Source organism: Flexithrix dorotheae DSM 6795 (assembly GCF_000379765.1).
In the GTDB taxonomy this organism is placed as follows: domain Bacteria; phylum Bacteroidota; class Bacteroidia; order Cytophagales; family Flammeovirgaceae; genus Flexithrix; species Flexithrix dorotheae.
The window spans coordinates 126,118-149,525 of sequence record NZ_KB903440.1 but is presented as its reverse complement, the minus strand read 5'-3'; the positions used below and the strand labels follow the sequence as shown (position 1 = coordinate 149,525).

Sequence of the window (23,408 nt, the reverse complement as noted above, 5' to 3'; positions counted from 1 at the left end):
TCCCTTTGTTTTAACTTCCGGATTTCACCCAATCTACAGTGAAGGAAGCGTACTTTATTGTTTTATTCTTATCTTTTCTGTCGTTATGATGGTAGCTGTAAATAGCGTGAATACGTCCGTCTTTCCCCTGAATTACAGCAGGGTAATGGCTCCTGGTGGCCTCTTCTTCCCGAAGATCATTTTCAAGAAATCTCTTCCATTTCCAGGTTTGGCCATCATCATCAGAAATGGCCGCTACAAGGTTATTCCTGTGTTCTTCAGAATCGTTATACACCATTACCCACTCCCCGCTTGCCAGAGTCACCATATCAAAGCCTGAACCCGAATTTGGAAGAGCGGTATCTTTTGGAATTGACCAGGTAAGACCATTATCTTTAGATTCGGTAAGTTGGATTCGCTGGGGTGGAGGCCCATTGTCTCTCAAATAAGCCACAAGTGTTCCATCCTTTTTAATGGCCATTGCCGCCTGAATTCCTGCTCCTCCCAATACAGGATTACTGTATTGCCAGTTTTTCCCCCAATCATCGGAAATGGCGAAAATGGAACAATCCAATCCATCTGAATAAAATGGCACAATTAATCTCTCTCCAACAATAAGGGGTTTATTCTTGGTTTGCCAGCCAATTCTTCTGGAAAGGGGATATCCGAGCACCAATGCTGAACTTTGCCCGTCCTGCTTGGCCCTTCCTTTTCTCATCATGTTTTCCCCTTTAGCCAAGCTGTCTATTTTGGATTTGTATTCAGCCCAACCTTTAATGTATTTTGCTTTTAATTCTTCTGAAATATTGGGGTAAATTTCCTCCTTCAGATAAACTTCATATTCCTCCAATTGCTTTTGTGCACCCAAAACGAAACGATCATTTGGCTGAATGCCTCTTTCCGTTTTATCACCGGGTTTTACTAAAATTACCTCCTGCCAATCCCATTCCGGAGCACCGGGATTTTCATAATTTTCAGACAAACGATATATGGGTAAGGAGGTTTCCCACAAATTGGCTAAAACAGCATACCACATCAACCAAAGCCTGTTCTGGTTATCCAAAAACATCATGGGATTAATATCCGGAAAGCCGGGATAATCGGCCATTAAGAAAGGCTCCGACCAAGTGGTATCCCCTTTTGAAAGCCTGGCACCCATGATTTGTACATCATCAGCCCATCTTTCTCCAGAACCCTGAAACCAGGCTGAAAGGATATCCCCATTAGGTAATTCCACTACCGTAGGGCCATGAACATGGTCATTTTGAACAGGAAAAATTATCTGTTCCTGAAATTCAGGTTTAGCTTCCTGTTCCGTTTTGACCTGGGCACATGCCAGGGCAAAAATCAGCAATAATGGTAATAAGGCTCGTTTCATATTTTGTGGTTTTGGTTCTTTCTTCTGCTAAAGAATTATTTGTAAACATTCTCAAAATATCATATAGATTACAATATCTCACAGAAATCATAAAATTCTCCAGAGTTCTGCTAATTTATTTAAAGTACCGGGTTACAAACCTGAACAAGGCAAAGGATCTACTTTTCCCAAAACCCTTTAAATCAGCCTACCAAGGGTAAAGCATTACCAGGAATCCTACATCTGAAGCTTAATTGCTTCACACTACCTGATAATTTTTAAATATCTCGCCATCCAGTAAGGTAACAAAAACTCATCTCCAGCCAGTTTGGAAGTACCATCTCCGCCACCATCAAGATCAAAAGGATTGGCATTATGGCGGTGAGTTCTTCTTTCTCCCGGAGTCAACAGTTGTTTGGTTGTTTGCCCACGGAAATTTTCCGGTAAATAATCCAGGTCCTTTCTATGGGAATTTCTAACAGAATAGTCCATTAAATCCAGCTTGAATTCCTGCAAATGCCAAATTACATCCTCCACATTTAGTTGTCCTGATGTACCATAGGTGAGTGTGTGCCATGCCGCATTCCTTTCTGGTAATTCCACAGTCCAGTGGTCTCTTATAATTTCCGAATAATGCTGTTTCAAGGTATCATTAAAAGCATAGTGATACATTGGCCAATAAGTTAAAAAAGCCATTTCATCATCGGAATGATTCCAGGAATCTCCCATAATAATTCCGTCATAGTTCACGGTATCCGGTCTCATTTCACTCATGGGAGTAATCATATTCTGGAAATAACCGTGCTCATCCATCATCCTGAACGCCTCTGTTTTATAAATTTCTTTGCCTGTAAGTGCATATGCCAATTGCAGGCCTGTAATCAGGTGCGTACTGTTTAGCTTTCGGTCATAAACATTTCTTGGAAACTGATGCACATAGTCAGGGTTCCATCTTCCCCAAAGCGTAGGTTCACCATCAGCATCAATAAAATAATAATCATTTTCAATGATATGCGTCATGATGGCATCTATAAAATCAGCCACACGCTTTTTCTCCTCAGGAGTTTCTGCAATAAACTGATCCATTACCGCCACAACAAACAGGTAGGCAATGTACTCGTCTGTACTGGTGGTTCCCTTCCATTCCCATTCTTTTTCCTCTGATGGTCTCCATCGGTCAAGGTCTGCTACTTTATACCCTGCTCTTTCAAAAGTTCTTGAAGGAAATCCTTTTAATGGATTTACAGTCAGTAATCTTTCAAATGCTTCAAATGATTCCCATACATAACGTTTGGCTATATGTTCCCCGGTGGTGGCATACCGGAAAGCCTGGCTTCCCAGATAAAAGGAGGTCCATAGTCCATCATTGTCATGGTCCACAACTTTTGCAGAAGTCTCATCGAATGGTTTTGGAATTCTGGGTGCGCAAACAAAACCATAGCGCATAAAATATTTTCGGATATTATCCTGATAAAATTCAGCTTTCTCTGCCAGTGTCTGGGTGATATATTCCACTTTATTCAGACCGGTAGGTGTTAAAAAATAAAGGTCTCCTTTACTATCCGAAGCCATATCCGTCACCCTATTATTATCCAGCCATCTTTTTGAGGCAAAATACCGGTAACGGTCCAATTCTTTTTTATAGGCTCCATCTCCGGTAGAAAACCATAAATCCAAACCCACAAACATCATTTTTGAAATTTCAGGAACAGGCAATTTTGATTCAAGTGCCGCTATTTGCTTTCCATTGAAAATGCTAATTGTATAAAACCCTTCTTTTGTGCCTACATAAATTTCGTCAGCCTTAAAAGCAATGGAAGTCATGGCTTTACCTTGATGTACACTTTCCCACTTGCCCTTACTTAACCTGAATAATTCCTCTTTAGTCAGGTAATAAAATTCACCCTTGTAAGTATAAATTTCAATGAATTCTCCTTTGGGTAAATTATTATCTTCTACCTTCTTCTTCTCCTTATAAATACTACCTTTATTTCCACCTATAAGTAGAATTTCAAGATTTTTATTAACCGCTATCCGGTTAAAAGTGTTTTTTGGGATTTCGGTATAAATCGTTCCTGCAAAGCTGTTTGTAAGGAATTGATCTTCATAAAGATAGAACAGAATTCCATTTTCTTCCTGAATGGTAATATCAACAGGAGTTTTATCTGAAAGGGAATGGTATGTCATATCTTTGGACAATTTTTCGCCAAAATAATCCCTATACAGCCCTTGGTCTGTCAATACATAGACAATGTCGTTGTAATCAACAGCTACCTTTTTCAATTCAGCACCTTCCAAATCAGCAGCCAAGTTGTATTTAACAGAAGTAGCCTGTCTGAAGGGTACATCCAAAACCTGTCCTGAGGATACCGTGGCCACCATTGCATTTATGATGGTAAATGATAACCACAATAATTTTTTTATCATTTGATTAATATTTTTAAAATTCACTTCAAGTGTTTCCCTTTGAACATCCGGTGATCCCTTAATTGGTACCCGGATTGGTTTCTAAATACTCCAGTAACCTTTTCGGCTCATCCGTCTGGATGATATTGGCTTTATAAATTAGGAGTTCTTCCATTACGGATGAAATCTTCCCCGCCCTGATTGCCTGATCGGGTTTACCCAAAGCATTAATCCACACTCTTGCTCCAGCATTGCGGATACTTGTTACTACCTTTTCGGTATAAAATTTTTGATCGATATGCACCACTTCCGGAGCAAATAAGGCTATTGCAGAATCAGCCATTTCCAGAGAATAAGCCCTGGGCATCAGCATAAAATCTTCATCCTCTGCTTTTACTTTTTTTAGGACTTCATAATCGCTATCGAAAAAGAAAACATTCTCCATGGAATTGGTTTTCACTACCACATCCATAATCGGATAGATTTTTTCCGACTTTAAATCCAGGTCCACCAAAATTTTCCCGTGAGACACTTTTAGAGCTTCTTCAAGGGTTGGTATTTTATGGGTAGTTGCTTTCCCATTTTCAACTAAAAAGAACTGATTAATCTCCTCAAAAGTGAAACCTTCCGGATTTCCTTTTCCGGTAGTGGTTCGATCGATCGTACCATCATGCATCAAAATGGGAATGCCATCTTTAGTTACTTTTACATCTATTTCGATGATATGTACCCCTAAATCAATTGCTTTCTGAATGGCAGCGATAGAATTTTCCGGAAATTCATTGTGGGCAGCTCTGTGAGCAGCTACCAACACCTTTTCCGAATGAGGATCTAAAAAAGCCTCCCTTAGCTCAGCTATCCTAGCTTGTGCTGAAACATAGTAATTTATGAATATTAAGCTCAAAAAGCTTAATAAAAACTGCCTTGAAATCTTCATCATAATTTAAAAAGAATAAATCGATTATTGTTCGAGAAGTCGCTCCTCAACATCCGGAATTCTATTTACCAGTTTGTTTGGCTTTCCTTCTGATTTTTGAAGATCAAAAGCATCGTATAATTTCCCATCGGCTGAAAAAGCCTCATAAGAAAGGATGTTATTTTCAATAGAAATGATCTGGAACAATTGTGTATTTCCAGCTCTCCTTTCCATCCATTCATCGTCAGATACATCATACATTTTGGGGCCACTTACAGAAACTACATACATGGTTCCTGAAGATTGTTCTCTCACATTCGATCCGGTAGGTACATTATTCACCATTCCTCTGCCATAAGCGTGATCGTGTCCCTGAAGTACAATATCCACTTTATATTTATCAAAAATAGGTTTGAAATATTCCCTAAGCTTTTCATTATCCCGATTAGGTTTGGTAGAAAAAACTGGATAGTGGAAAGTAATAGCTGTCCATTTTTTAGGGTTAGCCGCAAGCAGTGAATCAAGCCATTGTTTTTGGGCATCTCTAAAGGCCTCAGATTCATCAATCTGTTCCGCATCCAGGGAAATAACCTTAAAATCCGGATAATCAATAAAATAGCAGGTTTCTTCCAAGCCTTTCGGACCATTTTTGGGAAGATTAAATTGTGGTTTCCACTGAGGGGAAAGTACTACATTTTTATATTCATGGTTTCCAGGAGTCATCACACTGGGAACCATAGCATGTAAAAATCCACCTGCATGAAACCATTCTCCCCATTCCACATCACGGTTATGTCTATTAATCAGGTCACCTGCATGGAGCATAAAGTCCACTTCAGGCAAAGTTTTGTAGGCCTCGCGAATAACCCTTGACCACATTGATTTGACATCATTTTGGGCATCACCAAAATAAATAAATGAAATAGGTCTATTTTCAGGATCCGGCATTTGGTATTGATACCATTCACTCCAGGAATCTCCCTGACCTACTCTGTAAGCGTATTTTTCACCTGGTTTTAAATTATCTATGATTGCCTCATGGTAATTGGCAAAAATTTCTGGTTCATTTTCATGTTGTGATTTCAGAAAAGAAGTTTTTGCATTTATCTTTCTGGGATTTTGTCTAATCTCTGGCCCTGCTGAAGCAATGGCTACTTCAACAACTCCACTGGTGATTGTTGTATCAGTTCTCCAATTCACTGCCACAGCTTCCATTGGGTTGGCAGTTAAATTTAGGATTACCCTATCCGGAGATTTTGAGGGGAAAAGCAGTTTATCAGATATGCCATCGAAATAACTGCTTGAATGATGATGATGTCCGTGATCATGGTCATGATCGTGAGCAGGTTGATTGCATCTGGTAAAAAAAACAAGGATAACAAAGAGGTTAATAATGTGTATGTAACCTAAAACTCGCATATTGATTGTATTTGTAGCGTATAAACTATATTATTTGAACTCAGCTGGCTTTTTTGAAGAAAGGACCCAAAAAGGCAAAAGTTTTTTTAAAGAAAGATCAAAAAAATATACAGGATAGCATGACACTATCCTGTATATCATATTGAATTTAATCCGAAGTTACCATGGTTTGTTAGTTCCCTGTAATAACCATGATTTGGCCCAGGCACTATTCTTTCCATCAGCTTGTGTATAAGCTGTTTCCTCCAACTTATTCACTGCTTCCATGGCATTAGTTTCATTAATGGTTAATTCATCCTGCATATAATAAAACCTTACTGGAAGTGCACTTCTGTTAGCAGCAGGTCCTGCCTCTAATTCCGGGAATCCAGTCCTTCTGTAATCAAACCAGGCTTCTGCAGCAGCAGTCCAGCTGGCAATCCATTTTTGTTCAATGATTTGCTCAATTGTTCCATCAAAAGCTGCCTCACCAGCAATATAAGCATCATAGTCATCAGGAATACCCCATGCTTCAAAAGAAGCCCTAACAGCATTTTCATAATTAGTTTTAGCATCACCTGTTGACCAGCCCATTTGAGCTGCTTCTGCTAAAATAAAATTCACTTCAGCTGCACTCATTAATCTGGACTTTAATAAATCCCCACTTGGTTCAGTATAAATTTCATTCAGATAAGAAACGTGTGGGTTATACGATAACTGTCCAGGAGTTGGGTTTAGGTTGTATGCAGATGGTAAGGCAGAAACTGATGGAGGTAACCCAACATATTCTGGGTCTGTATCCACTAGCTCGTCTCCCACAACGTCAGGTGACAAATAACGAACACCATCAATTATTTCGTCAGTTCCAGCTGGTAAACTAGCATCTACATTTAAAGGAATTTCTACTTTTTTAGCCCATAATCCCAATCTTGGGTCATCCTTAGCCTGCATGGCTTCTACTAGAGTAGCACACATTTTTATCCTTCTGTAACCACTTCCTGAAGGATCAGAAAGTTCTGTATTACCTGGCCATGAATTGCTGTTTTTATCATCAAGATAATCCATTACAGCATCATCATCACTGCTCAAAATAATTGGGTATTGCCCCGGATTAGCTAAAATCCCTTCCACACCACTTTTCGCCATGCCTGGATCTTTTTCTGCCAGCCTCATGTAATATCTCAATTTCAAAGAATTAGCCAATTTTCTCCATTTGGCAGGATCACCATTATAAATCACATCCCCATCTGAATAAATTTGATCGTAATCGTCTTTATTTTTCGATAACAAAGTATTGGCCTGCTCCAAATCAGCAATTATTCCAGGATAAATTTCTGACTGACTATTATAACTCGGCAATAAATAATCACTACCTCCTAAATCACCCTGAATGGCATTGGTATATGGCGCATCACCCCATAAATCAGTGATTAAGCCAAATAAATAAGCTCTCATTACAAGCGTTACTCCTTGCTGGAATTCCAAACCCAATTCTACAGACTTATCATAAACTTTTTGATTATCTACCAAAATAGAATAATAGTCCGACCAACTTTGGCTTGCCCAGTCATAATCGTTATGACCACTAAACCAGGCATCTTTTTGAGTGTGCTGCACTACTCCGGCAATTTCCCCAAATCCAAGATCAACCACTTTTTTCCCGGTTTCAGTCAAAACTGTAGTTAAAATCAGGTTTGGATTTACTGTTTCCGGATCCACTCCATTCGGGTTTTCATTTACTTCTGAAAGATCCCGGCAGGAAAATACTGATAAGAGAAGAGTCAGTAAAACTCCTGCTATTTTTATATTATATATTTTCATTATTAATGCTCTTTTAATTTCTAAAAACCTTTTAAATAAGATTGGTGATTAAAAAGTTAAATCCAGTTTAAAACCTACAGGGATAACCCATGGCGTAATATTGTATCGCTCAATTCCCTGCTTAAACTGAATACCACTTCCCTGTACAGAAGCTTCTGGTTGGAAAGCATTTTCAGGATCTATTCCTACTTTAGCTTTTGTCCACAAAATGATATTTCTACTGAATACAGCTACATTTGCTCTTTGCAAGCCAACTTTATCAGTGAAAGTTTTTGGCAAGCTGTAGGAAAGAGAAATCTCCCTTAGTTTTACATAATCGGCATCAAATGTAGATGCTTTTGTAAAGTTCCATGGATAATTATCAGCATAAGGAATAATTTTGGTATCAGCCCCTCCAAGGTTTTCAGTATAACCTACTACATTTCCTTCCTCATCGTATTCAGCAATTACACCAGGATTAAACACCCCATCATTTACTGTCACCCCATAGGTGAAAGGATAACCTCCGTACTCATCTCCAGGGCCACCAACAATATTGAATCCATCCTTAATCATGGTTTCCTCATTAGCCACTAACCAGTCTCTTAACTCTGTTCCTTCTCTATCTCCAGGGTGGATTAACTGATCCAGCCATCTTTGTGTTTTAAGGTCAGATTCGCTGTATCTGTAGGTTTGGGAAACAAATTGTCCTCCGTTCCTCCAGTCAAATGTCATGTTAAGCGCAAAGTTCTTATACGAAAGCGAAGTTTGTAAACCAGCTAAAAAGTTAGGATTGAAATTACCAATTTTGTTTTTGGTTTCATTTGCTCCTATATCCTGCCATGAACCATTTTCATCTAAAATTGGGTAACCATAATAAGGAGAATTAGGATCTTTTACAGTGACTAGTTCCCTATCATAAATATCCCCTATTTCTTCTCCAACGTAAGTCCATGCACCACCTTTAGCATCACTCCAAAGTGTGAAAATTTCAATTCCATCATTCAATTCCAGAATTTTAGTCCTGTTTCTGGAGATATTAAAGTTAACATCCCATCTGAAGTTTTCTCCTTGTACAGGAGTACCACCAACTAATAATTCCCATCCTTTACTTTCAAGTAAACCGGCATTAATTTGCTTATAATTATATCCGGAAGAAGGAGGAAGTGTCAATCCTAATACCTGGTTTTCATTTTGCACTACATAATAAGTTCCTTCGAATCTTAACCTGTTATTGAATAATCCTAAATCAAGACCTCCTTCCCATGAAGTAGCAATTTCTGGTTTCAAATCAGGAGTAAGCAAGGTACCTGAATAGCTTAATCTTGGAAGGCCTCCCCATCCACCTGCATCATTCAAAGTAGGATATAGAGAATATGGGTCAGTGTCATTACCTACCTGTGCCCAGCCACCTCTCAATTTCACCATATCAACATTTGGTCCTAAATCCACCATTTGGTTCAATAGTAAACTCAATGCTGCTGATGGGTAAAAATAAGATCTGTTAGACGCGGGTAAAGTACTTGACCAGTCATTTCTTCCTGTAATGTCAAGGTAAACCATATCTTTATAACCTAAGTTGGCAATACCATAAAGGCTATAAACAACTTTTTCACTGGAATAGCTACTTTTGGCAAGTGTTTCGGCCTGGATATTATTTACGGTAAATACATTAGGAACAATTAAACCTGAATTCCTGGTAGTTGAATTGGATAAATTCGAGCTAAAATTATATCTGGCATTTCCTCCAAAAGATACATTAAAATTGAAGTTTCCTACATCTTTGCCATATGAAGCCAGGAAGTCAGCATTTCTTTCATATCTTCTTAAATCCATGACACCGTATATACCATTTCTGTCTCTGGTATAACTATTCGCCCCTTTTGTTTCCCTAACCTCTGTATATTGATCCAAAGCGTACCGACCCATCAAGCTAATTTCAGGAGTAATTTGATATTCGGCCATCAAATTTCCAAATACCCTGTCTCTGGTGAAGCTATTGTTAATTTCATTGGCCAGAAAATAAGGGTTATTATAATCTCCAGGAGCTTGCGAACGCTGTTGTAAACCTTCCAGACCAGGTTCCCAGTAGTCCTTCAAATCAAGGATATTGATATGTGGAGAAACTTTATAAGCTGCTTCTAATGGGTTTGTACCTCTGTTTCCTGAAGGTCTGTTATTTGACCAGGTCCTGTTCACATTAATAACACTACTAATTGTCAGTTTTTTACTTGCCTTAATGGAAGAGTTCAAAGAGAAATTGTTTCTGTACAGATCAGAATTAGGTACAATTCCCTTACTAGTCATATTAGTGAAACCCAATCGGTAATTCAATATATCATTGCTATTGGAAAGAGAGATACCATTGGTGGTATTGATTCCAGTTTGCACAAAATTGGCCACATTATTCTCATAAGATCTCAATTCAGTTGGAATTGGATTACCATTTTCATCCAAAGGACTATTCCATTGAACTGCAGTATACCCCTGATCAAGTCTTGGTCCTACACCTGCTGCAGATCCTTCTTCAATTATTAACTGACCACCTGGATAGGGATTATTATCCGGAGTATAAGGTCTTACACCAGTAGCAAACTTAGAATGGAAATCAAGATATTTGTAAGGATTATCAAATACAGTATTTGAAGTTAAGTTTACAGTTACTCCTTTAGCTTTTTTCCCAGATTTTGTAGTAATAATAACTACTCCATTTCCAGCTCTTGATCCGTAAAGTGCTGCAGCACTTGGACCTTTCAGAATAGACATACTTTCGATATCATTCGGGTTCAAATCCGAAATAGCATTTCCATAATCCACAGTATTTCGGTCTCCAAATTGAGATACGTTATTCAATGTATTTGAAATAGGAACACCGTCAATCACAAATAAAGGCTGATTGTCACTACTCAAAGAAGTTGCACCTCTAATTACCATACTTACTGAAGAACCTGCTCCACCAGTAGAATTAATAACCACACCAGGTACTTTACCAGCGATACCATTCAATACGTTCTCCTGAGCAACTCTTGTTACTTCCTCCCCATCAACTCTACCTACAGAAAATCCTAATGATTGTTCTTCTCTTTTAATACCCAATGCCGTTACAACTACATCACTAAGTTGCTGTGCATCCAGTTGAAGATTAATTTCAAATTGGGTTTGATTTCCCACTACAATTTCCTGATCCACAAAACCAATAAAACTAACTACAAGCACTGCTTTTTCATCCGGAACCTGCATTTGGAATTTTCCATCAACATCAGTAATTGTTCCCTGAGTAGTACCTTTTAATAAAACTGTAGCCCCTACCAAAGGATCCCCTACATCATCAGTAACCAATCCTGAAACCATGATCGGATCTAATTCTTTTACTACAGATTTAATGGCTCTTTTCCCTTTCCTTATGGTAATATTTTGATTTACCGCTCTAAATTCAAGGTAAGCCTGTTTTGAAATGTCAGTTAAAATATTATGCAAATTTTCTGCATTTTCTATGGTAACCTTTTGGCTCAAGGCAGTCTCCAACTGGTTATCATACAGAAATACATACCCCGATTCCTGAGATATTTCATCAATAATCTCGGAAACGCTACCTCTTTTATTTTTGAGGTTAACTTTGGTCTTTTTCAGACTCTGTCCGTGCGAATCCGCAAAAACGAAACTCGCACCTAATGACGTAATTACTGCCAGCAAAAATAATCGCATGAGCAATCTTTTAGTAATTGTTTTAAATTTCATACTTTTGATATGTTTAGGGATTTATAAAAAATTCTTAAGTAATCGCATCAGATGAGATCGGCCAAAATTTCGTTCTGATGCGGTTTTTTATTTCCTGCACAATTTAAGATGTGTTATACTTTGTTATCATAGCTTATCTGGTTTTCAGTTTTACTGTTTTATCTTTTATTTCGTATTTTATCCCAAATGCAAATTCAAGTGATTCCAATACAGCCTTAAGGCTTTCATTGTGATGTACCCCTCTTACCTTTTTCTGATAAATGGAAGGATCTTCAACTATAAATTCTACTCCATACCATCTTTCAAGCGTCTTTTCAATTTCCTTAAAAGAAGTCTGGTTAAATTTTAGAATTCCTTTTCTCCAGTCCAAATCGGCTAAAGCATCATCCGTGATTACCCGAAAAGTATTAGTGGTAGTATTGTATATTATTTTTTGCTTTACGGTAAGCTCATATTGTTGAGGGTTTTCTGCAATTTCACTTACCAGCACTCTCCCACTTTCCACCGTAACAGACACTTCATCTTCCCCATTATAAGCTTTTACATTAAAAGAAGTCCCCAATACTTTAATTTTTATATGGTTGGTATTGATAATAAATGGTCTGTTTTCATCTCTCTCAATATCAAAATAGGCTTCTCCCGTCATGCTTACTTCTCTATTTTCACCCTTGAACTGTTGCGGAAAACTCAATCGGCTATCGGCATTCATATGGATAAAACTCCCGTCAGAAAGCGTAAAAGAACCTTTTTTCCCCGGAGGAATAATTCTTTCTTCCATACTTATTACTGGAGCGGTTTCTTCTGTTCCGGTATTTTCATTTGAATAGTTCCAGTACAAATAGGCAAATCCTCCAATTAAAATAAAACTGGCTGCCATTCTGTAGGCTACCTTCCAGGAATTAATAAATCGGTTTTTATTGTTGATGGAAGAGGCGGTAATTTTTTGTGCTTCATTCCTAAGTTTTGGGTTAGGAAATTTAACTTCGGGATTTTCCTCTTCAGAAATGGTTAGTTCATTGAAATAACCATGGAGCACTTTATCGTATTCTTCTTCTACAGCTTTTTGGTTAAATCCTTTTAAGAACAAATCAAGGTCATCTTTCCCAATTTTATTGGAAAGGTAATCCTCAATCAATTGCTTTATTTTTGCTTTTTCCTGATTCATCTTAGTTTAAAAAAATCAATAAGCCAGGTACCTCAACTAAATCTTTATGAACAGATTCCGTTTGTGACCTTTAATACTACTATTACTTTGGAAAGGGAAAGATGGACTATCAGAAAAATAAATAATCTGAAGAAAATTTATTTATTTTTTAAAATATAGAGAAAATTAGCACCATAATGAGGCTAATATCTACATGGGTTTTCAAATGATGTTTGGCTTTAATAAGTTGGTTTTTCACCGTATGAATGGAAATATTCAGTTGTTCGGCAATTTCTTTATAAGATTTTCCGCCTTCATAGCGTAACTGCAAAATATGTTTCCTTCCATTTGGCAGGGTATCTACAGCCTTTTTCAAAGATTCAAATACGAGCGTCTCATCTTCCTCTTCATCTAATTCCTGTAGCAGTTTAATTCTTTGCCAAAGGTCTGATTTTAATGATTCATTACGCTTTACTAATTTGAAAAAATCATATGCTTTATTTCTTAAGCAGGAAAAAAGGTAGGATTTAAAACTTGCCTCAGTGTTTAACCTGGACCGTTTTACCCATAACTGTAAAAACACATCCTGAACCATGCCTTCTGCTTCATCCCTATCCTTCAGTAAGGAATAACAAAATTTGAAAGCAGGGGCTTTGTAGGCAACATAGAGTTGCTCAAAAGCGTTACTACTCCCATTTTTTAATTGGCAAAATAGTTTTTTCTCGTCAAGATTCATATCAGTTATTAAAAGACTTCCCTTTTTGCAAAGGTCGGAAAACCATCAATTCATAATTAATTTTTTGTATTACTTTTCTATTAAATAATTCCCATTTTCCTATTAAGAGGATATTGAAAATTTTAATACTGGTTATTCTAAAATTACCTACGAAAGCATTAAGTTAAACCGCCTTATCTCTTAAGAATTTCAAAGCAAAGTTTAATAGATGCAGGTTCTGTAAGGTACAAATTAGGAAAAGAAATTATGTAAAGCAATCATTTTTATGTTAACAGTTTAATTTTACTATTAACTAAACATGAGCATTGATTTGGTAAAAACCTGCAATGGAATAAGAAAAAGACTGTAATTAACCCAATTAATTCAGATATTTAATAAAAATTCAGGACTTTCTTTTAAAAAAAAATTATTTCAAAACTTTAGCCAATTCTTCTTTACCAATAGGCTTTTCTAAAAATCCATTCACACACTTAAAAGAAAGGGCTTTGGTTTTATCCCGTGGGTTAATTGAGGTAGTAAAAACGACTACAATAGTATTTGGATGTTTGCTAAGAAAGGTTTTATCATACTTTTCCAAAAATTCAAATCCATCCATGATTGGCATAATTAAATCCACCATAATCAATCCGGGGAAGTTATTTTTAGCATTACTCAAATATTCCAATGCTTCCTTCCCATTTCTCTTCTCTGTAGGCACCAGATCAGGAAACCACTTTTTGATTAACCTGGAGGTTACCATTGTTTCAATATCCTGGTCTTCTATGATCAGATAATTATTATTATCCATATTCTGGTGTTATTTGTTTAGTATTGTGGGCTATAAACGGCAAATATCTAGAATCAATTCCTAGAAAAAAAGTAAAGCGGGCCTTATCGAAGCAAATTATACTTCAAAATACAATAAATAGCTCTGAAACCATCCCTCATTCCTATTTTTTTCCCCTCTGCATAAGTTCGCCCGTAATAAGAAACTCCCACTTCGTAAATTCTAATGTTTGGAATTCTGGAAATTTTGGCGGTGACTTCGGGATCGAATCCGAATCTCCTTTCTATTAAATTGATTGATTTTAAATGGCTGCTTTTAAATAATTTATAACATGTTTCTACATCAGTAAGGTTGAGGTTTGTAAACATGTTCGATAAAAATGTCAAAAATTTATTCCCTCTTGAATGCCAGAAAAACAAAATCCTATGTGGATTACCCCCTATAAACCTTGAACCGTACACCACATCTGCAAAATCATTAATGATTGGTTTTAATAATCTGTTAAATTCCAGGGGAGAATATTCCAGATCGGCATCTTGGATAATCATATAATCTCCAGTAGCCTCTCTTATTCCAGTATGTAAAGCAGCTCCTTTTCCTCTATTCTTAGAATGTTTAAAATATTTAAGATCAAAATCTGAATATTTTTTTATGTAAGAAAAAACAACCTCTTCAGTATCATCTAATGAAAAATCATTTATAAGTACAACCTCCTTTTGAATATTTCCAATTAGATTCACCTCTCGAATGGCATCTAATACTTTGGCAATAGTTGTGGCTTCATTGTAGGCGGGTATAAGAATTGATAGTTTTGATATTTGCATATAATCTCTGTATAATTTGACAAAATAGCAATCTGCTAAAAGTCAGCCAATTGATGGTAAGTTTAGAACCATTAGAATATTGCTCATTCAAAAGGTCTAAAACCGGGAGTGTTTACAAAAGCCAACAGTTCTTTGTCTCCACCTGAATCTCCATATCCAAAAAGGGTGGAATAATTACCAATATTATATATCTCTTTTACCCGGTTTACTTTTTCAGGCCCATAACAATTTTTTGAGGCCAATTTCCCAGTAATTTTACCATCCTTCACCTCTAGTTTGGTCCCTATACAGTTTAATCCCATTTTATCGCACCAGGGTTTTACCCAATTTTCAGCCGAAGCGGATACAATGGTGATCTCATCTCCATTTTCCCGATGTTTTTTAATGGCTTCCACCGCTTTGGGCCGAATCATGTCCGTTAATTTCTGGTCTGAAAAATCCAGGCAAAGCCGATTAAATTTTTCCAGACTTAATCCCTTAAAAAAATAGGTTAATACTTTTTCTTTAGCCTTCCAATTAGGGTAAACTTTCAGTTTAAAAGCTACCAGAAACGGAGAAAGTAATAACATTCCGAAGTAAAAATTTCCTTTCCCCACCTTAAATTTTATAATTTCTAAAAAAGTATCTTTTGTGGTAATGGTACCATCAAAATCGAACAAAGCCAGGTTTTTCAAGATTAGTTATCTTTTTAGATTTAATGTTTGACCTAAAATTATAGTCTCCTTTCCAATAAGCCAAAAATCCTGAACCTGAAGTTTATAGTAGTTTGTTCTTACAGAAATTACAGTTTTGTTTTAGCCAAAATGAAGTGTAATTTTATTCTTTATTTGACCGGTAAATCATGGAATTAATAAAAATATATCAAGGTAATGTCATCTCTGCCAGAGACTTATATGAGTTTTGCGAATCCAAGGAAAGATTTTCCAAGTGGTTCATCCGAATGCTTAGTTATGGTTTTACGGAAGGGAAAGACTATACCCCGTACCAAAAAGTACACCCCCAGAACAAGCAAGCTTTAGAGGATTATTACCTTACACTTTCCTGTGCCAAAGAGATCAGCATGTTACAGCGGTCTGATAAGGGAAAACAGGCCCGGCAGTATTTCATTAAGGCTGAAGAAACTCTTTCAAAACTTAAGGCAAACAAAAGATTTGAATACTGGGATAAACTTCAGGAAGTAAGAGGAGAATTGCTTAATTACCTTCTGGAAAAAGGACATACCCAGGAAAATTTCATGCAAATTGACTACGAAGGCAGGAAAGTATTGTTCAATGGTGAACCCCTACCCGATGAAGTTTTACCCAATATTTTGCTGACAGCCAGAAGTTTTGCGGTGGAAATTTCCAATGAAATCCTCAAAAAATCAGATGAAACCGATTTAGATAAAATCACAAATCTGCATAAGGACAATCATCATGAAATACGGGAGGTGCTTCAACAAAAAACCGGGAAATTACCGGAGAATCACCATCCGGAACAGGATATTAAAAAACTGGATAAATAATTAGCAAAAAAAGGGAGATGCAGAGTCCTTCTTCAAAGAAAAAGAAGACCCTGCTGGGAAAATGGTTTAATCCCTCCTTTACTTTTCAAAAGGTGTGAATATTTTTCTGATTCTTTCCATTTCCGTGGCTAAATCCATACCTTCAATTGGTGGGGCTTGTTCTATAATTAAATAACCTGTGTAATTTTTTTCAACCAAAGCTTTTATAATCTTCTCTCCTTTGGTAACTCCCTGGCCGTATGGAACAGTTTTGTACTTGCCAAACTCAATGGTATCTTTTATATCTACATGATTAATTTTTTCATGAAATTCTTTCACAACCTCCAGATTATCCACACTCGCTCCATCAAAATGCCCCATATCCAGGCAGACCCCAATGTGGCTTGAATCTACCTGATCGAATATGGCCTTATAATCATCTATATTTTCAATATTATTATTCGCATGATTTTCCACTGCAATCACCACATCCATTTCTTCAGCCACTGGCGCAAGGGCTTTTAAAGCTTCAATTACACTCTCTAAACCTCCGGCTGTTCCCCTTTTCGATCCGGTGAACTTTACCCTCCGGCAACCCAGTTCTTTTGCCTTTTCCATTAGCCACATTTTATGCCCTACGTCTTTACCTACATGCCCGCCAAAAGAAGTTCCCTGTAAACTGATGGGACGAAGACCGGTTTCGTAACACCTATCCATAATGGAAGAAATTCCTGACGGAGTAAAATTTCGGGAATACCACACATTAAATTCTATATTTTTAATGCCAGTTTTAGGTACAATTTCAAATACGTTTTTAAAATTTTCATCTCCAAAGCCATCCAGGCAAATTGAGGCAATGGCTAACTCAATTCCCTTTCTTTTATCAATATCGGCAAGTGAATTTTTTTCATTAGATTTTCCCTGAGCAGCCAAACCAAGCCCCATTCCGGCTAACATTGTGGATGTATTTTTCACGAAAGCACGCCTGTTAATTTTTGAGTCCATAGTCAGTAGTAATTTATTTCAATTCAGTTAAATAAGCGATTAAATTTTTTAATTCCTTGGCAGTGAGGTTGTTTTCCAAACCTTCCGGCATTAGGGATGAGGGGGTAATTCCATAATCCAATGGTTCCTTGTAAGTCACAAACTCTCCATTGCTTCCCATTAACTCTACATTTTTGAAGCCCACATCTATCTGCCTTCCATAATGCATTTTTCCATCCGCTGATTTCACAAACCAACCCTGCCATTCCGGAGCGATTTCCGCAGAGGGTTCAAGAATTGCTGTAATAAGCTGTTTTTTGGTTTTGCTGCTTCCAATGTGTGATAAATCCGGACCAAAATCCCCTCCCCAGCCATTTACTTTATGGCAGGNCTGGCACTGGTTTCTTTGTTGCTGAAAAACAAACTGACCTTTTACCGGATCACCTTCTCCTTNATTCAGAAAATCCTCCCATGATTTATCATTTTGAGGACGNTTTTCTTCCGGGGTAAATTCNCTACAAAAATTCCANATTTTTGCCAGNTTNCCTTTTTCAGTTTTCGAGTTGATTATTTCCTGAAGATCAGTTTTCATCTCCTCATTATTGGCACAACGGCATAAATATCTGATGGCATTTTCTTCAATCAATTCATCATTGACAGCCTTTAATAATGCCGATATTTCCTCACAATAATCTCCGGGTTGTACACTTAGNGAAACAAGTGCCTGTGCCCTGATTAATCTATCCTCATTTTCATTGAGAGCCGTTTTTAAGATAGCATTGGCTGCTTTTTCATCAATAGTTTTCTTAAATTTTTGAAGAATAGCTTGCTTTAAAACCGGGGAAGAACCTTCCAATAATCCGGCTAATGTTGTTATATCCACCTCTGCATTAGGGAGTAAAGGCAATGCCTCCGCCCTGATAGCATCTGACAGTTTGGAATTCCCGACAATTCCACTCAGGTAACCAGCTGGTAATTCCCTTTTCAGACTTTTGGAAGAAGTCTCAGCCTGTTCCTTATAAGCCTGAATAAAGGCTGGCTGCAAGTGCCTGATGGTGGAAAGATAAGTTTCAAATAAGGCTGAGGTAATTTTTCCTTTTGCCAAAGCCACCTCCACATCTGATTTGAGATCAGTTCTGGATTTTTTGGCTATGTAAATAAGGGTGATTCTTCTGACCTCTTCGTTTTGATCTACCAGCAAATCCTGCAAAATTTCCCTTTCCAAAGGTTTATCCAATTTTGAAAAAACCAACAGTGCCTGCAAGCGAAGCTCAGCATTTTCATCATTTATCCAAGTGAGTAAATTAGCTTCGTACTCAGGTTTTTGAAGGACAAATCTGGCCCGGGCTTTTAAAAATTCATCATTAGAAATTAAAGCATTTTTTAGCTGATCAACAGTGGAAAGATCGTCATTTTCTCCAAAGTATGTAGTGCTGGATTCCAGACTGGCAAATGCTACTTTTCTGTTGTCAGAATTCGGTTGTGCTTTAGCCGATAATTTCCAGATTTTACCTTCTCCGTGATTTGGATACTGCCTAACCACCCAGTCGGTAAAGTAAACTTCTCCCCTGCTATTGGCAGCAAAAGCCACCGGATGAAAGGAACTGTCTCCCTGTATCAAAACTTCGGTTTTGCCTTCCACTGAAATCCCCCTTTCTTTTAAGGGTATACTTACAATATTGTTTTCCTCCCAAATCGCAGCAATAATATTTCCGTTATATTTTTCAGGTAAATTGGTGAAACTGGCATCCATTAATCCGCATGGGGCTTCTCCTAAAGCTGCGGCATAAGGCAAAGTTCCGGGTAATTCCCCATTCCATGCCAAAAAAGGATGCACACCTGAACCTCCATAAATAGACTGATAGCCATAAACCCCACCAGGAACCACATCAATCAATCGGTTTGGTCCCCGGCTGTCCGGGTCATTATCGGTAAGCAATAATTTCCCCTTACTCGAAAATTTTACATTAAATGGATTCCAAAATCCGGTAGCCACCTCTTCCAACTGACTCCCATCCGGCTTGCACCGCATTACATTTCCCCCATCGCCATAGCCTTCCAACTTCGATCCATCCGTTCCTTTTATCTCCCAGGAATAGCCTCCTGTATTTCCCCTTGAAATATACAGCCAACCATCCGGGGAAAGGGTAATCCCTAAAATTCCGGCATGATCATACACATTTTCAGGGCGTGTCATAGTCAATAAATCGGTTCTTACATCACTTCGTCCATCATGATCAGTGTCCTGGAAAGCAGTGACTTTATTTTTCTGGGTCAGGTAAATGGTATGGTGATCATACCACAGGTTCATCCCGTCCAGAATGCTATCGGCATAAATAATCCATTTCTCGGGAACACCATCTTTATTTTCATCCACGCCTTTTTTGATTCTGTCAAATTTGGGACCCTGATAATCTTTGGGTGGGGTATGTGTATGAGATTCGAGAAAATACAAATTATCGTCCTGATCGATGGTCAGCCCAATAGGTGTCCTCACATTGGGGCTGGAATCTATCAGGGTAAGCGCCAAACGCTCATCCAGCACTTTAGGGTAATTGGAATTATTGGCGACTTGTTCTTTTTCTTCACAACTCATTAAAATTGATGAAAAACTGAAAATGAACAGGCATAATCTGGTCATAAATCCTCTGTGAGGAGTAAGGAGTAATTGCATTTTTTTTATGATTAGTCATTAATTACAAATAAAGTTGGATGTTTACAGCTCATACTTCCAGAAATATTGCGCATTCACTTTTTGTAATTCCTGGTATTGGTCATCCTTATCGTTATACTTTGCTTTTAATTGAAGCATTTCTTTTTTCAGTTCTTTTGCGATTTCTGCATAAGCCGGATCGCCATATACATTTTGATTTTCATGAGGATCTTTTTTGAGGTCAAACAACTCCCACTCAGGAGGAACAGGATCGTATTCGGTTTGGCCCAATGGCAAACCATAAAAATAAATCAGTTTAAATTCCGGGGTTCGAATCCCATAATGTGCGGTCACATCTCTGTGCAGTAAATGTTGCCAGTAGTGGTAATACATGGATTTCCGCCAATTTTCAGGGGTTTCTCCCTTTAGTAAGGGCACAATACTTTCTCCTTGCATTTCCTTAGGAACTTCTCCTTTTCCCAAATCGATTAAGGTTGGGGCAAAATCCGGGTTAATCACAAAATCTTTATTTACCGCTCCTTTTTGGATCATTTTTGGATANAATTACAACTTAATCATTATGAAAAGCAATAGATTTAATTTAACGATACTATTATTTATAGCCTTTATTTCCCAATCAATGGCTCAGGAAGCCTCTAGTGAATCGGTAAATATTGGGAAAAGTCTGGGTTTATATGTATTTCCTTCAAAAGGCCAGGATGCTGCTACTCAGGATGCCGATGAGTTGGAATGTTACAAATGGGCTATGAGCGAGACCGGTGTTGACCCCATCAATCCCCCCCAGATCCAGGCCGAACAGGTAGACAGATCAGCTGATGGATCGGCTGTAGTTGGAGCTGCCAGAGGGGCTGCTGCAGGAGCCGCTATCGGAGCCATAGCCGGAGATACAGGAAAAGGAGCTGCCATTGGAGCTGTGGTAGGAGGATTAAGAGGAAGAAGAGCCAAAGCTTACGGTGATGCTGTGGAACAACAACATAATAACGCAGAAGCTGAAGCCCAACAAAAAGAATTGATGGCCAATTTTAATAAGGCTTACAGTGCTTGCCTGGAAGGAAAAGGATATACCGTAAAATAAAAATGAATAAAATATTGAATTAAATTCCACAAAAATTGAGCATTTAAGATGACAATAAGTGGTCAAATTGGATTTTTTGCAAAAAGCTATCATTTGCTGTGGGCATTAATTTGGTCTGCAATTCCATTATGGCCATTCTGTGTTTTAGGACAAGAGAATTCATCTCCTGCCACAACTAATCAATTATGGATGGACTATAATTTTAAATATAAATTATCGGATCGGTTCTCTTTAGCTGGCCCTATAGGAATAAAAACTATTTTTCCCAGGAGCTGGAGCAGGTATTATATCAGCCCGGAAATTAGGTATACCCCTCCAAAACTAATGCTCAAAAGCCTTCAATATCATGAGGAGTTACGGGCCGGAATTGAGTTTTATTATAATAATAATTTTGATGGGACTAATGTAGTTGAAGTTTCCCCCTATCAGGGATATAGTTTAACCTGGCCAAACAATCAAAGGTTAGCCCTTGGCCATTACCTAAAATTACGCGAACGCTTTCAATTTGATACAGAAAAATGGGAGAAAACCTTTGGACTTAAACTCAGCTATGAAATTACTTTTACCTTAAAATTTCAAGGAGACATTTGGGAATATGGAAAGGGTTTCTACTTACCAGTGAGCATGAAGTTTTACTGGAATCTTATCGATGCAGCTGTATTTAATAATGTATTCAGAATAACCCCGGGCTTGGGATATCAGATATCTCCTGGATGGAAATCAGCTTTCCTTATAGGATATAACAGAACAAGGAATGGGGTTGACGAACAATTTAAGACTAACGATGTCATTTTCCGCCTTCGGGTTTATCATTCATTAGTGAATAAAAAGAAATCATGATGCTAATTAATTTTAAAACAAAAGTTTTCCTTAAGGCATTTGTCATCACAATATTGTCTACCATATTATGGTATTCCAGCCATGCCCAAAAACAAAATATTACTGACTCTCTCTCTCATGATATCATTGAGAATATTTATAAGGAGGAGCCAAATACTTTAGAAACTGAAGGAGATAGTATCAAAAAACCTTCTTTTAATGGATACCCTTATGCATTTTATACTCCAGAGAGCAAATTAGCATTCGGAGCAGGGGGGATTTTTATTTTTTACGGGGGAAAGGAAAAAGACCTTCGGCCGTCCAAAGTCGGATTTGGAGGATATTATTCTACTAACAATCAGTATAAAATAAGCCTTAACCCCAGTCTATATTTTTTTTCGAACAGACTGTATATTGAGGCTCCAATCAGTTATGGTTACTTTGTTAATAAATATTGGGGTATTGGTGACAATACAAAGGATTATGCTGATGCAAGTTATTCGATCAATACCTTTTCTTCGACCTTAATTGTACAGATACCCCCAAAGATGTTTTTGGCAGATCGGACCGGAATTATTTTCGAATACGATAATACCGAAATTGTGGACAGGTTCGATAATGAACTTTTGCTAAATGATACCCTGCCCGGTCATGATGGCGCCACCCTGTACGGCCTTGGAACAGACCTGGTGTGGGATACCCGTGATAATATTTTTTTCCCAAATGAAGGTGGGTACCAATACTTTAAAGTGGTTTTTTATCCAGGTATCAGTGATTACACATTCGCAAAAATGGAACTTGATATGAGGGCATATCGTGCCATTTCTCCAGATCATGTATTTGCCTTCAATTTTTATGTAGAATCAGCTTTGGGGGAAACACCTTTTTACCGCTTGCCTGCCTTGGGTGGCCAAAAACATATGCGAGGATATTTCAACGGGCGATATCGGGATAATTTTTATGGAATGATTCAGGCAGAATACCGTCAATATTTCTGGAAAAGGTTGGGCTTTGTAGTTTTTGGTGGAGCCGGAAATGTAGCCTCAAATATGATTGAATACAACTTTGATAATCTAAAATACAGTTTTGGAGGAGGCCTTCGCTTTTTGTTTAATAAAAAACAAAAGGTAAACCTTAGGATGGATATGGGATTTGGTAATGACGGAAACAGAGGGATTTATTTCGGCTTACAGGAGGCATTTTAAAATAACGCTCAATAAATAATAGTAAATACAGAATACTTTATTAATTTTTTTTAAAAATATCAATATTTTAAATATATTTTTTTATTAATCATAGATGAATAAAA

Annotated in this window: 18 protein-coding genes; 4 read left to right on the top strand and 14 right to left on the bottom strand. The window is 37.6% G+C overall.

The genetic code is table 11. The features are described from left to right. Positions 1 to 10: 10 nt before the first annotated feature. The 11 genes from A3EM_RS42415 to A3EM_RS0114240 form a co-directional block, all read right to left on the bottom strand. The gene (locus A3EM_RS42415) at positions 11 to 1,357 is read right to left on the bottom strand and encodes a sialidase family protein (protein ID WP_020528905.1); all 1,347 of its coding nucleotides are present in this window, start codon (positions 1,355 to 1,357) and stop codon (positions 11 to 13) included. A 243-nt stretch (positions 1,358 to 1,600) separates the two neighbouring features. After that, positions 1,601 to 3,763, bottom strand: coding sequence for a ligand-binding sensor domain-containing protein (locus tag A3EM_RS0114295; RefSeq protein ID WP_020528904.1), 2,163 nt, complete (start codon positions 3,761 to 3,763; stop codon positions 1,601 to 1,603). A gap of 58 nt (positions 3,764 to 3,821) precedes the next feature. Then, entirely contained in the window at positions 3,822 to 4,682 is an 861-nt protein-coding gene (locus A3EM_RS0114290) for a glycerophosphodiester phosphodiesterase family protein (RefSeq protein WP_245576507.1), read from the bottom strand. Between the two features lie 21 nt (positions 4,683 to 4,703). Next, positions 4,704 to 6,077, bottom strand: a complete 1,374-nt coding sequence (locus A3EM_RS0114285; protein ID WP_020528902.1) for a purple acid phosphatase family protein — start codon at positions 6,075 to 6,077, stop codon at positions 4,704 to 4,706. Between the two features lie 159 nt (positions 6,078 to 6,236). After that, the gene (locus tag A3EM_RS0114275) at positions 6,237 to 7,877 is read right to left on the bottom strand and encodes a SusD/RagB family nutrient-binding outer membrane lipoprotein (protein WP_020528901.1); all 1,641 of its coding nucleotides are present in this window, start codon (positions 7,875 to 7,877) and stop codon (positions 6,237 to 6,239) included. A 48-nt stretch (positions 7,878 to 7,925) separates the two neighbouring features. Further along, complete coding sequence (locus tag A3EM_RS0114270) at positions 7,926 to 11,594, bottom strand: SusC/RagA family TonB-linked outer membrane protein (protein WP_020528900.1); 3,669 nt, start codon at positions 11,592 to 11,594, stop codon at positions 7,926 to 7,928. Positions 11,595 to 11,727: 133 nt separating this feature from the next. After that, on the bottom strand, positions 11,728 to 12,759 hold the full coding sequence (locus A3EM_RS0114265; RefSeq protein WP_020528899.1) for a FecR family protein: 1,032 nt from the start codon (positions 12,757 to 12,759) through the stop codon (positions 11,728 to 11,730). A 148-nt stretch (positions 12,760 to 12,907) separates the two neighbouring features. After that, entirely contained in the window at positions 12,908 to 13,474 is a 567-nt protein-coding gene (locus A3EM_RS0114255; protein ID WP_020528897.1) for an RNA polymerase sigma factor, read from the bottom strand. A 406-nt stretch (positions 13,475 to 13,880) separates the two neighbouring features. Next, a complete protein-coding gene (locus A3EM_RS0114250; protein WP_020528896.1) occupies positions 13,881 to 14,261 on the bottom strand; it encodes a response regulator in 381 nt (126 codons plus the stop codon). A gap of 83 nt (positions 14,262 to 14,344) precedes the next feature. Next, entirely contained in the window at positions 14,345 to 15,064 is a 720-nt protein-coding gene (locus tag A3EM_RS0114245) for a glycosyltransferase family 2 protein (protein ID WP_020528895.1), read from the bottom strand. Positions 15,065 to 15,147: 83 nt separating this feature from the next. After that, the gene (locus A3EM_RS0114240) at positions 15,148 to 15,738 is read right to left on the bottom strand and encodes an HAD-IB family hydrolase (protein WP_020528894.1); all 591 of its coding nucleotides are present in this window, start codon (positions 15,736 to 15,738) and stop codon (positions 15,148 to 15,150) included. 167 nt (positions 15,739 to 15,905) lie between these two features. Here A3EM_RS0114240 and A3EM_RS45845 point away from each other — a divergent pair, with 167 nt between their 5' ends. After that, positions 15,906 to 16,568 carry an antA/AntB antirepressor family protein gene (locus tag A3EM_RS45845; RefSeq protein WP_020528893.1) on the top strand — a complete coding sequence of 221 codons (663 nt, stop codon included), beginning with the start codon at positions 15,906 to 15,908 and terminating at the stop codon, positions 16,566 to 16,568. Positions 16,569 to 16,646: 78 nt separating this feature from the next. Here A3EM_RS45845 and A3EM_RS0114230 read toward each other — a convergent pair whose 3' ends face one another. The 3 genes from A3EM_RS0114230 to A3EM_RS0114220 form a co-directional block, all read right to left on the bottom strand. After that, the gene (locus tag A3EM_RS0114230) at positions 16,647 to 17,552 is read right to left on the bottom strand and encodes a sugar phosphate isomerase/epimerase family protein (RefSeq protein ID WP_020528892.1); all 906 of its coding nucleotides are present in this window, start codon (positions 17,550 to 17,552) and stop codon (positions 16,647 to 16,649) included. A 13-nt stretch (positions 17,553 to 17,565) separates the two neighbouring features. Then, positions 17,566 to 20,127: a PVC-type heme-binding CxxCH protein gene (locus A3EM_RS0114225; RefSeq protein ID WP_425402060.1), complete on the bottom strand. Its 2,562-nt coding sequence runs from the start codon at positions 20,125 to 20,127 to the stop codon at positions 17,566 to 17,568. 120 nt (positions 20,128 to 20,247) lie between these two features. Then, a complete protein-coding gene (locus tag A3EM_RS0114220) occupies positions 20,248 to 20,736 on the bottom strand; it encodes a sulfatase/phosphatase domain-containing protein (protein WP_020528890.1) in 489 nt (162 codons plus the stop codon). Positions 20,737 to 20,764: 28 nt separating this feature from the next. Between A3EM_RS0114220 and A3EM_RS48155 the strand changes: the two genes are divergently transcribed. From A3EM_RS48155 to A3EM_RS0114205, 3 genes are read left to right on the top strand one after another with little or no spacing between them, the layout of a single operon-like run. Continuing rightward, on the top strand, positions 20,765 to 21,280 hold the full coding sequence (locus tag A3EM_RS48155) for a glycine zipper family protein (protein WP_245576506.1): 516 nt from the start codon (positions 20,765 to 20,767) through the stop codon (positions 21,278 to 21,280). A gap of 48 nt (positions 21,281 to 21,328) precedes the next feature. After that, the gene (locus A3EM_RS0114210; protein ID WP_020528888.1) at positions 21,329 to 22,120 is read left to right on the top strand and encodes a DUF2490 domain-containing protein; all 792 of its coding nucleotides are present in this window, start codon (positions 21,329 to 21,331) and stop codon (positions 22,118 to 22,120) included. Continuing rightward, complete coding sequence (locus tag A3EM_RS0114205) at positions 22,117 to 23,304, top strand: BamA/TamA family outer membrane protein (RefSeq protein WP_026210294.1); 1,188 nt, start codon at positions 22,117 to 22,119, stop codon at positions 23,302 to 23,304. Before A3EM_RS0114210 ends, A3EM_RS0114205 begins: the two co-directional genes overlap by 4 nt. Positions 23,305 to 23,408: the final 104 nt, after the last annotated feature.

Coding starts and splice junctions, on each gene's coding strand:
- A3EM_RS0114275 (WP_020528901.1), bottom strand. CDS start 7,877: ATGAAAATATATAATATAAAAATAGCAGGAGTTTTACTGACTCTTCTC.
- A3EM_RS48155 (WP_245576506.1), top strand. CDS start 20,765: ATGAAAAGCAATAGATTTAATTTAACGATACTATTATTTATAGCCTTT.
- A3EM_RS0114295 (WP_020528904.1), bottom strand. CDS start 3,763: ATGATAAAAAAATTATTGTGGTTATCATTTACCATCATAAATGCAATG.
- A3EM_RS0114255 (WP_020528897.1), bottom strand. CDS start 13,474: ATGAATCTTGACGAGAAAAAACTATTTTGCCAATTAAAAAATGGGAGT.
- A3EM_RS0114285 (WP_020528902.1), bottom strand. CDS start 6,077: ATGCGAGTTTTAGGTTACATACACATTATTAACCTCTTTGTTATCCTT.
- A3EM_RS0114230 (WP_020528892.1), bottom strand. CDS start 17,552: ATGGACTCAAAAATTAACAGGCGTGCTTTCGTGAAAAATACATCCACA.
- A3EM_RS0114250 (WP_020528896.1), bottom strand. CDS start 14,261: ATGGATAATAATAATTATCTGATCATAGAAGACCAGGATATTGAAACA.
- A3EM_RS0114290 (WP_245576507.1), bottom strand. CDS start 4,682: ATGATGAAGATTTCAAGGCAGTTTTTATTAAGCTTTTTGAGCTTAATA.
- A3EM_RS0114220 (WP_020528890.1), bottom strand. CDS start 20,736: ATGATCCAAAAAGGAGCGGTAAATAAAGATTTTGTGATTAACCCGGAT.
- A3EM_RS0114210 (WP_020528888.1), top strand. CDS start 21,329: ATGACAATAAGTGGTCAAATTGGATTTTTTGCAAAAAGCTATCATTTG.
- A3EM_RS45845 (WP_020528893.1), top strand. CDS start 15,906: ATGGAATTAATAAAAATATATCAAGGTAATGTCATCTCTGCCAGAGAC.
- A3EM_RS0114245 (WP_020528895.1), bottom strand. CDS start 15,064: ATGCAAATATCAAAACTATCAATTCTTATACCCGCCTACAATGAAGCC.
- A3EM_RS42415 (WP_020528905.1), bottom strand. CDS start 1,357: ATGAAACGAGCCTTATTACCATTATTGCTGATTTTTGCCCTGGCATGT.
- A3EM_RS0114265 (WP_020528899.1), bottom strand. CDS start 12,759: ATGAATCAGGAAAAAGCAAAAATAAAGCAATTGATTGAGGATTACCTT.
- A3EM_RS0114205 (WP_026210294.1), top strand. CDS start 22,117: ATGATGCTAATTAATTTTAAAACAAAAGTTTTCCTTAAGGCATTTGTC.
- A3EM_RS0114270 (WP_020528900.1), bottom strand. CDS start 11,594: ATGAAATTTAAAACAATTACTAAAAGATTGCTCATGCGATTATTTTTG.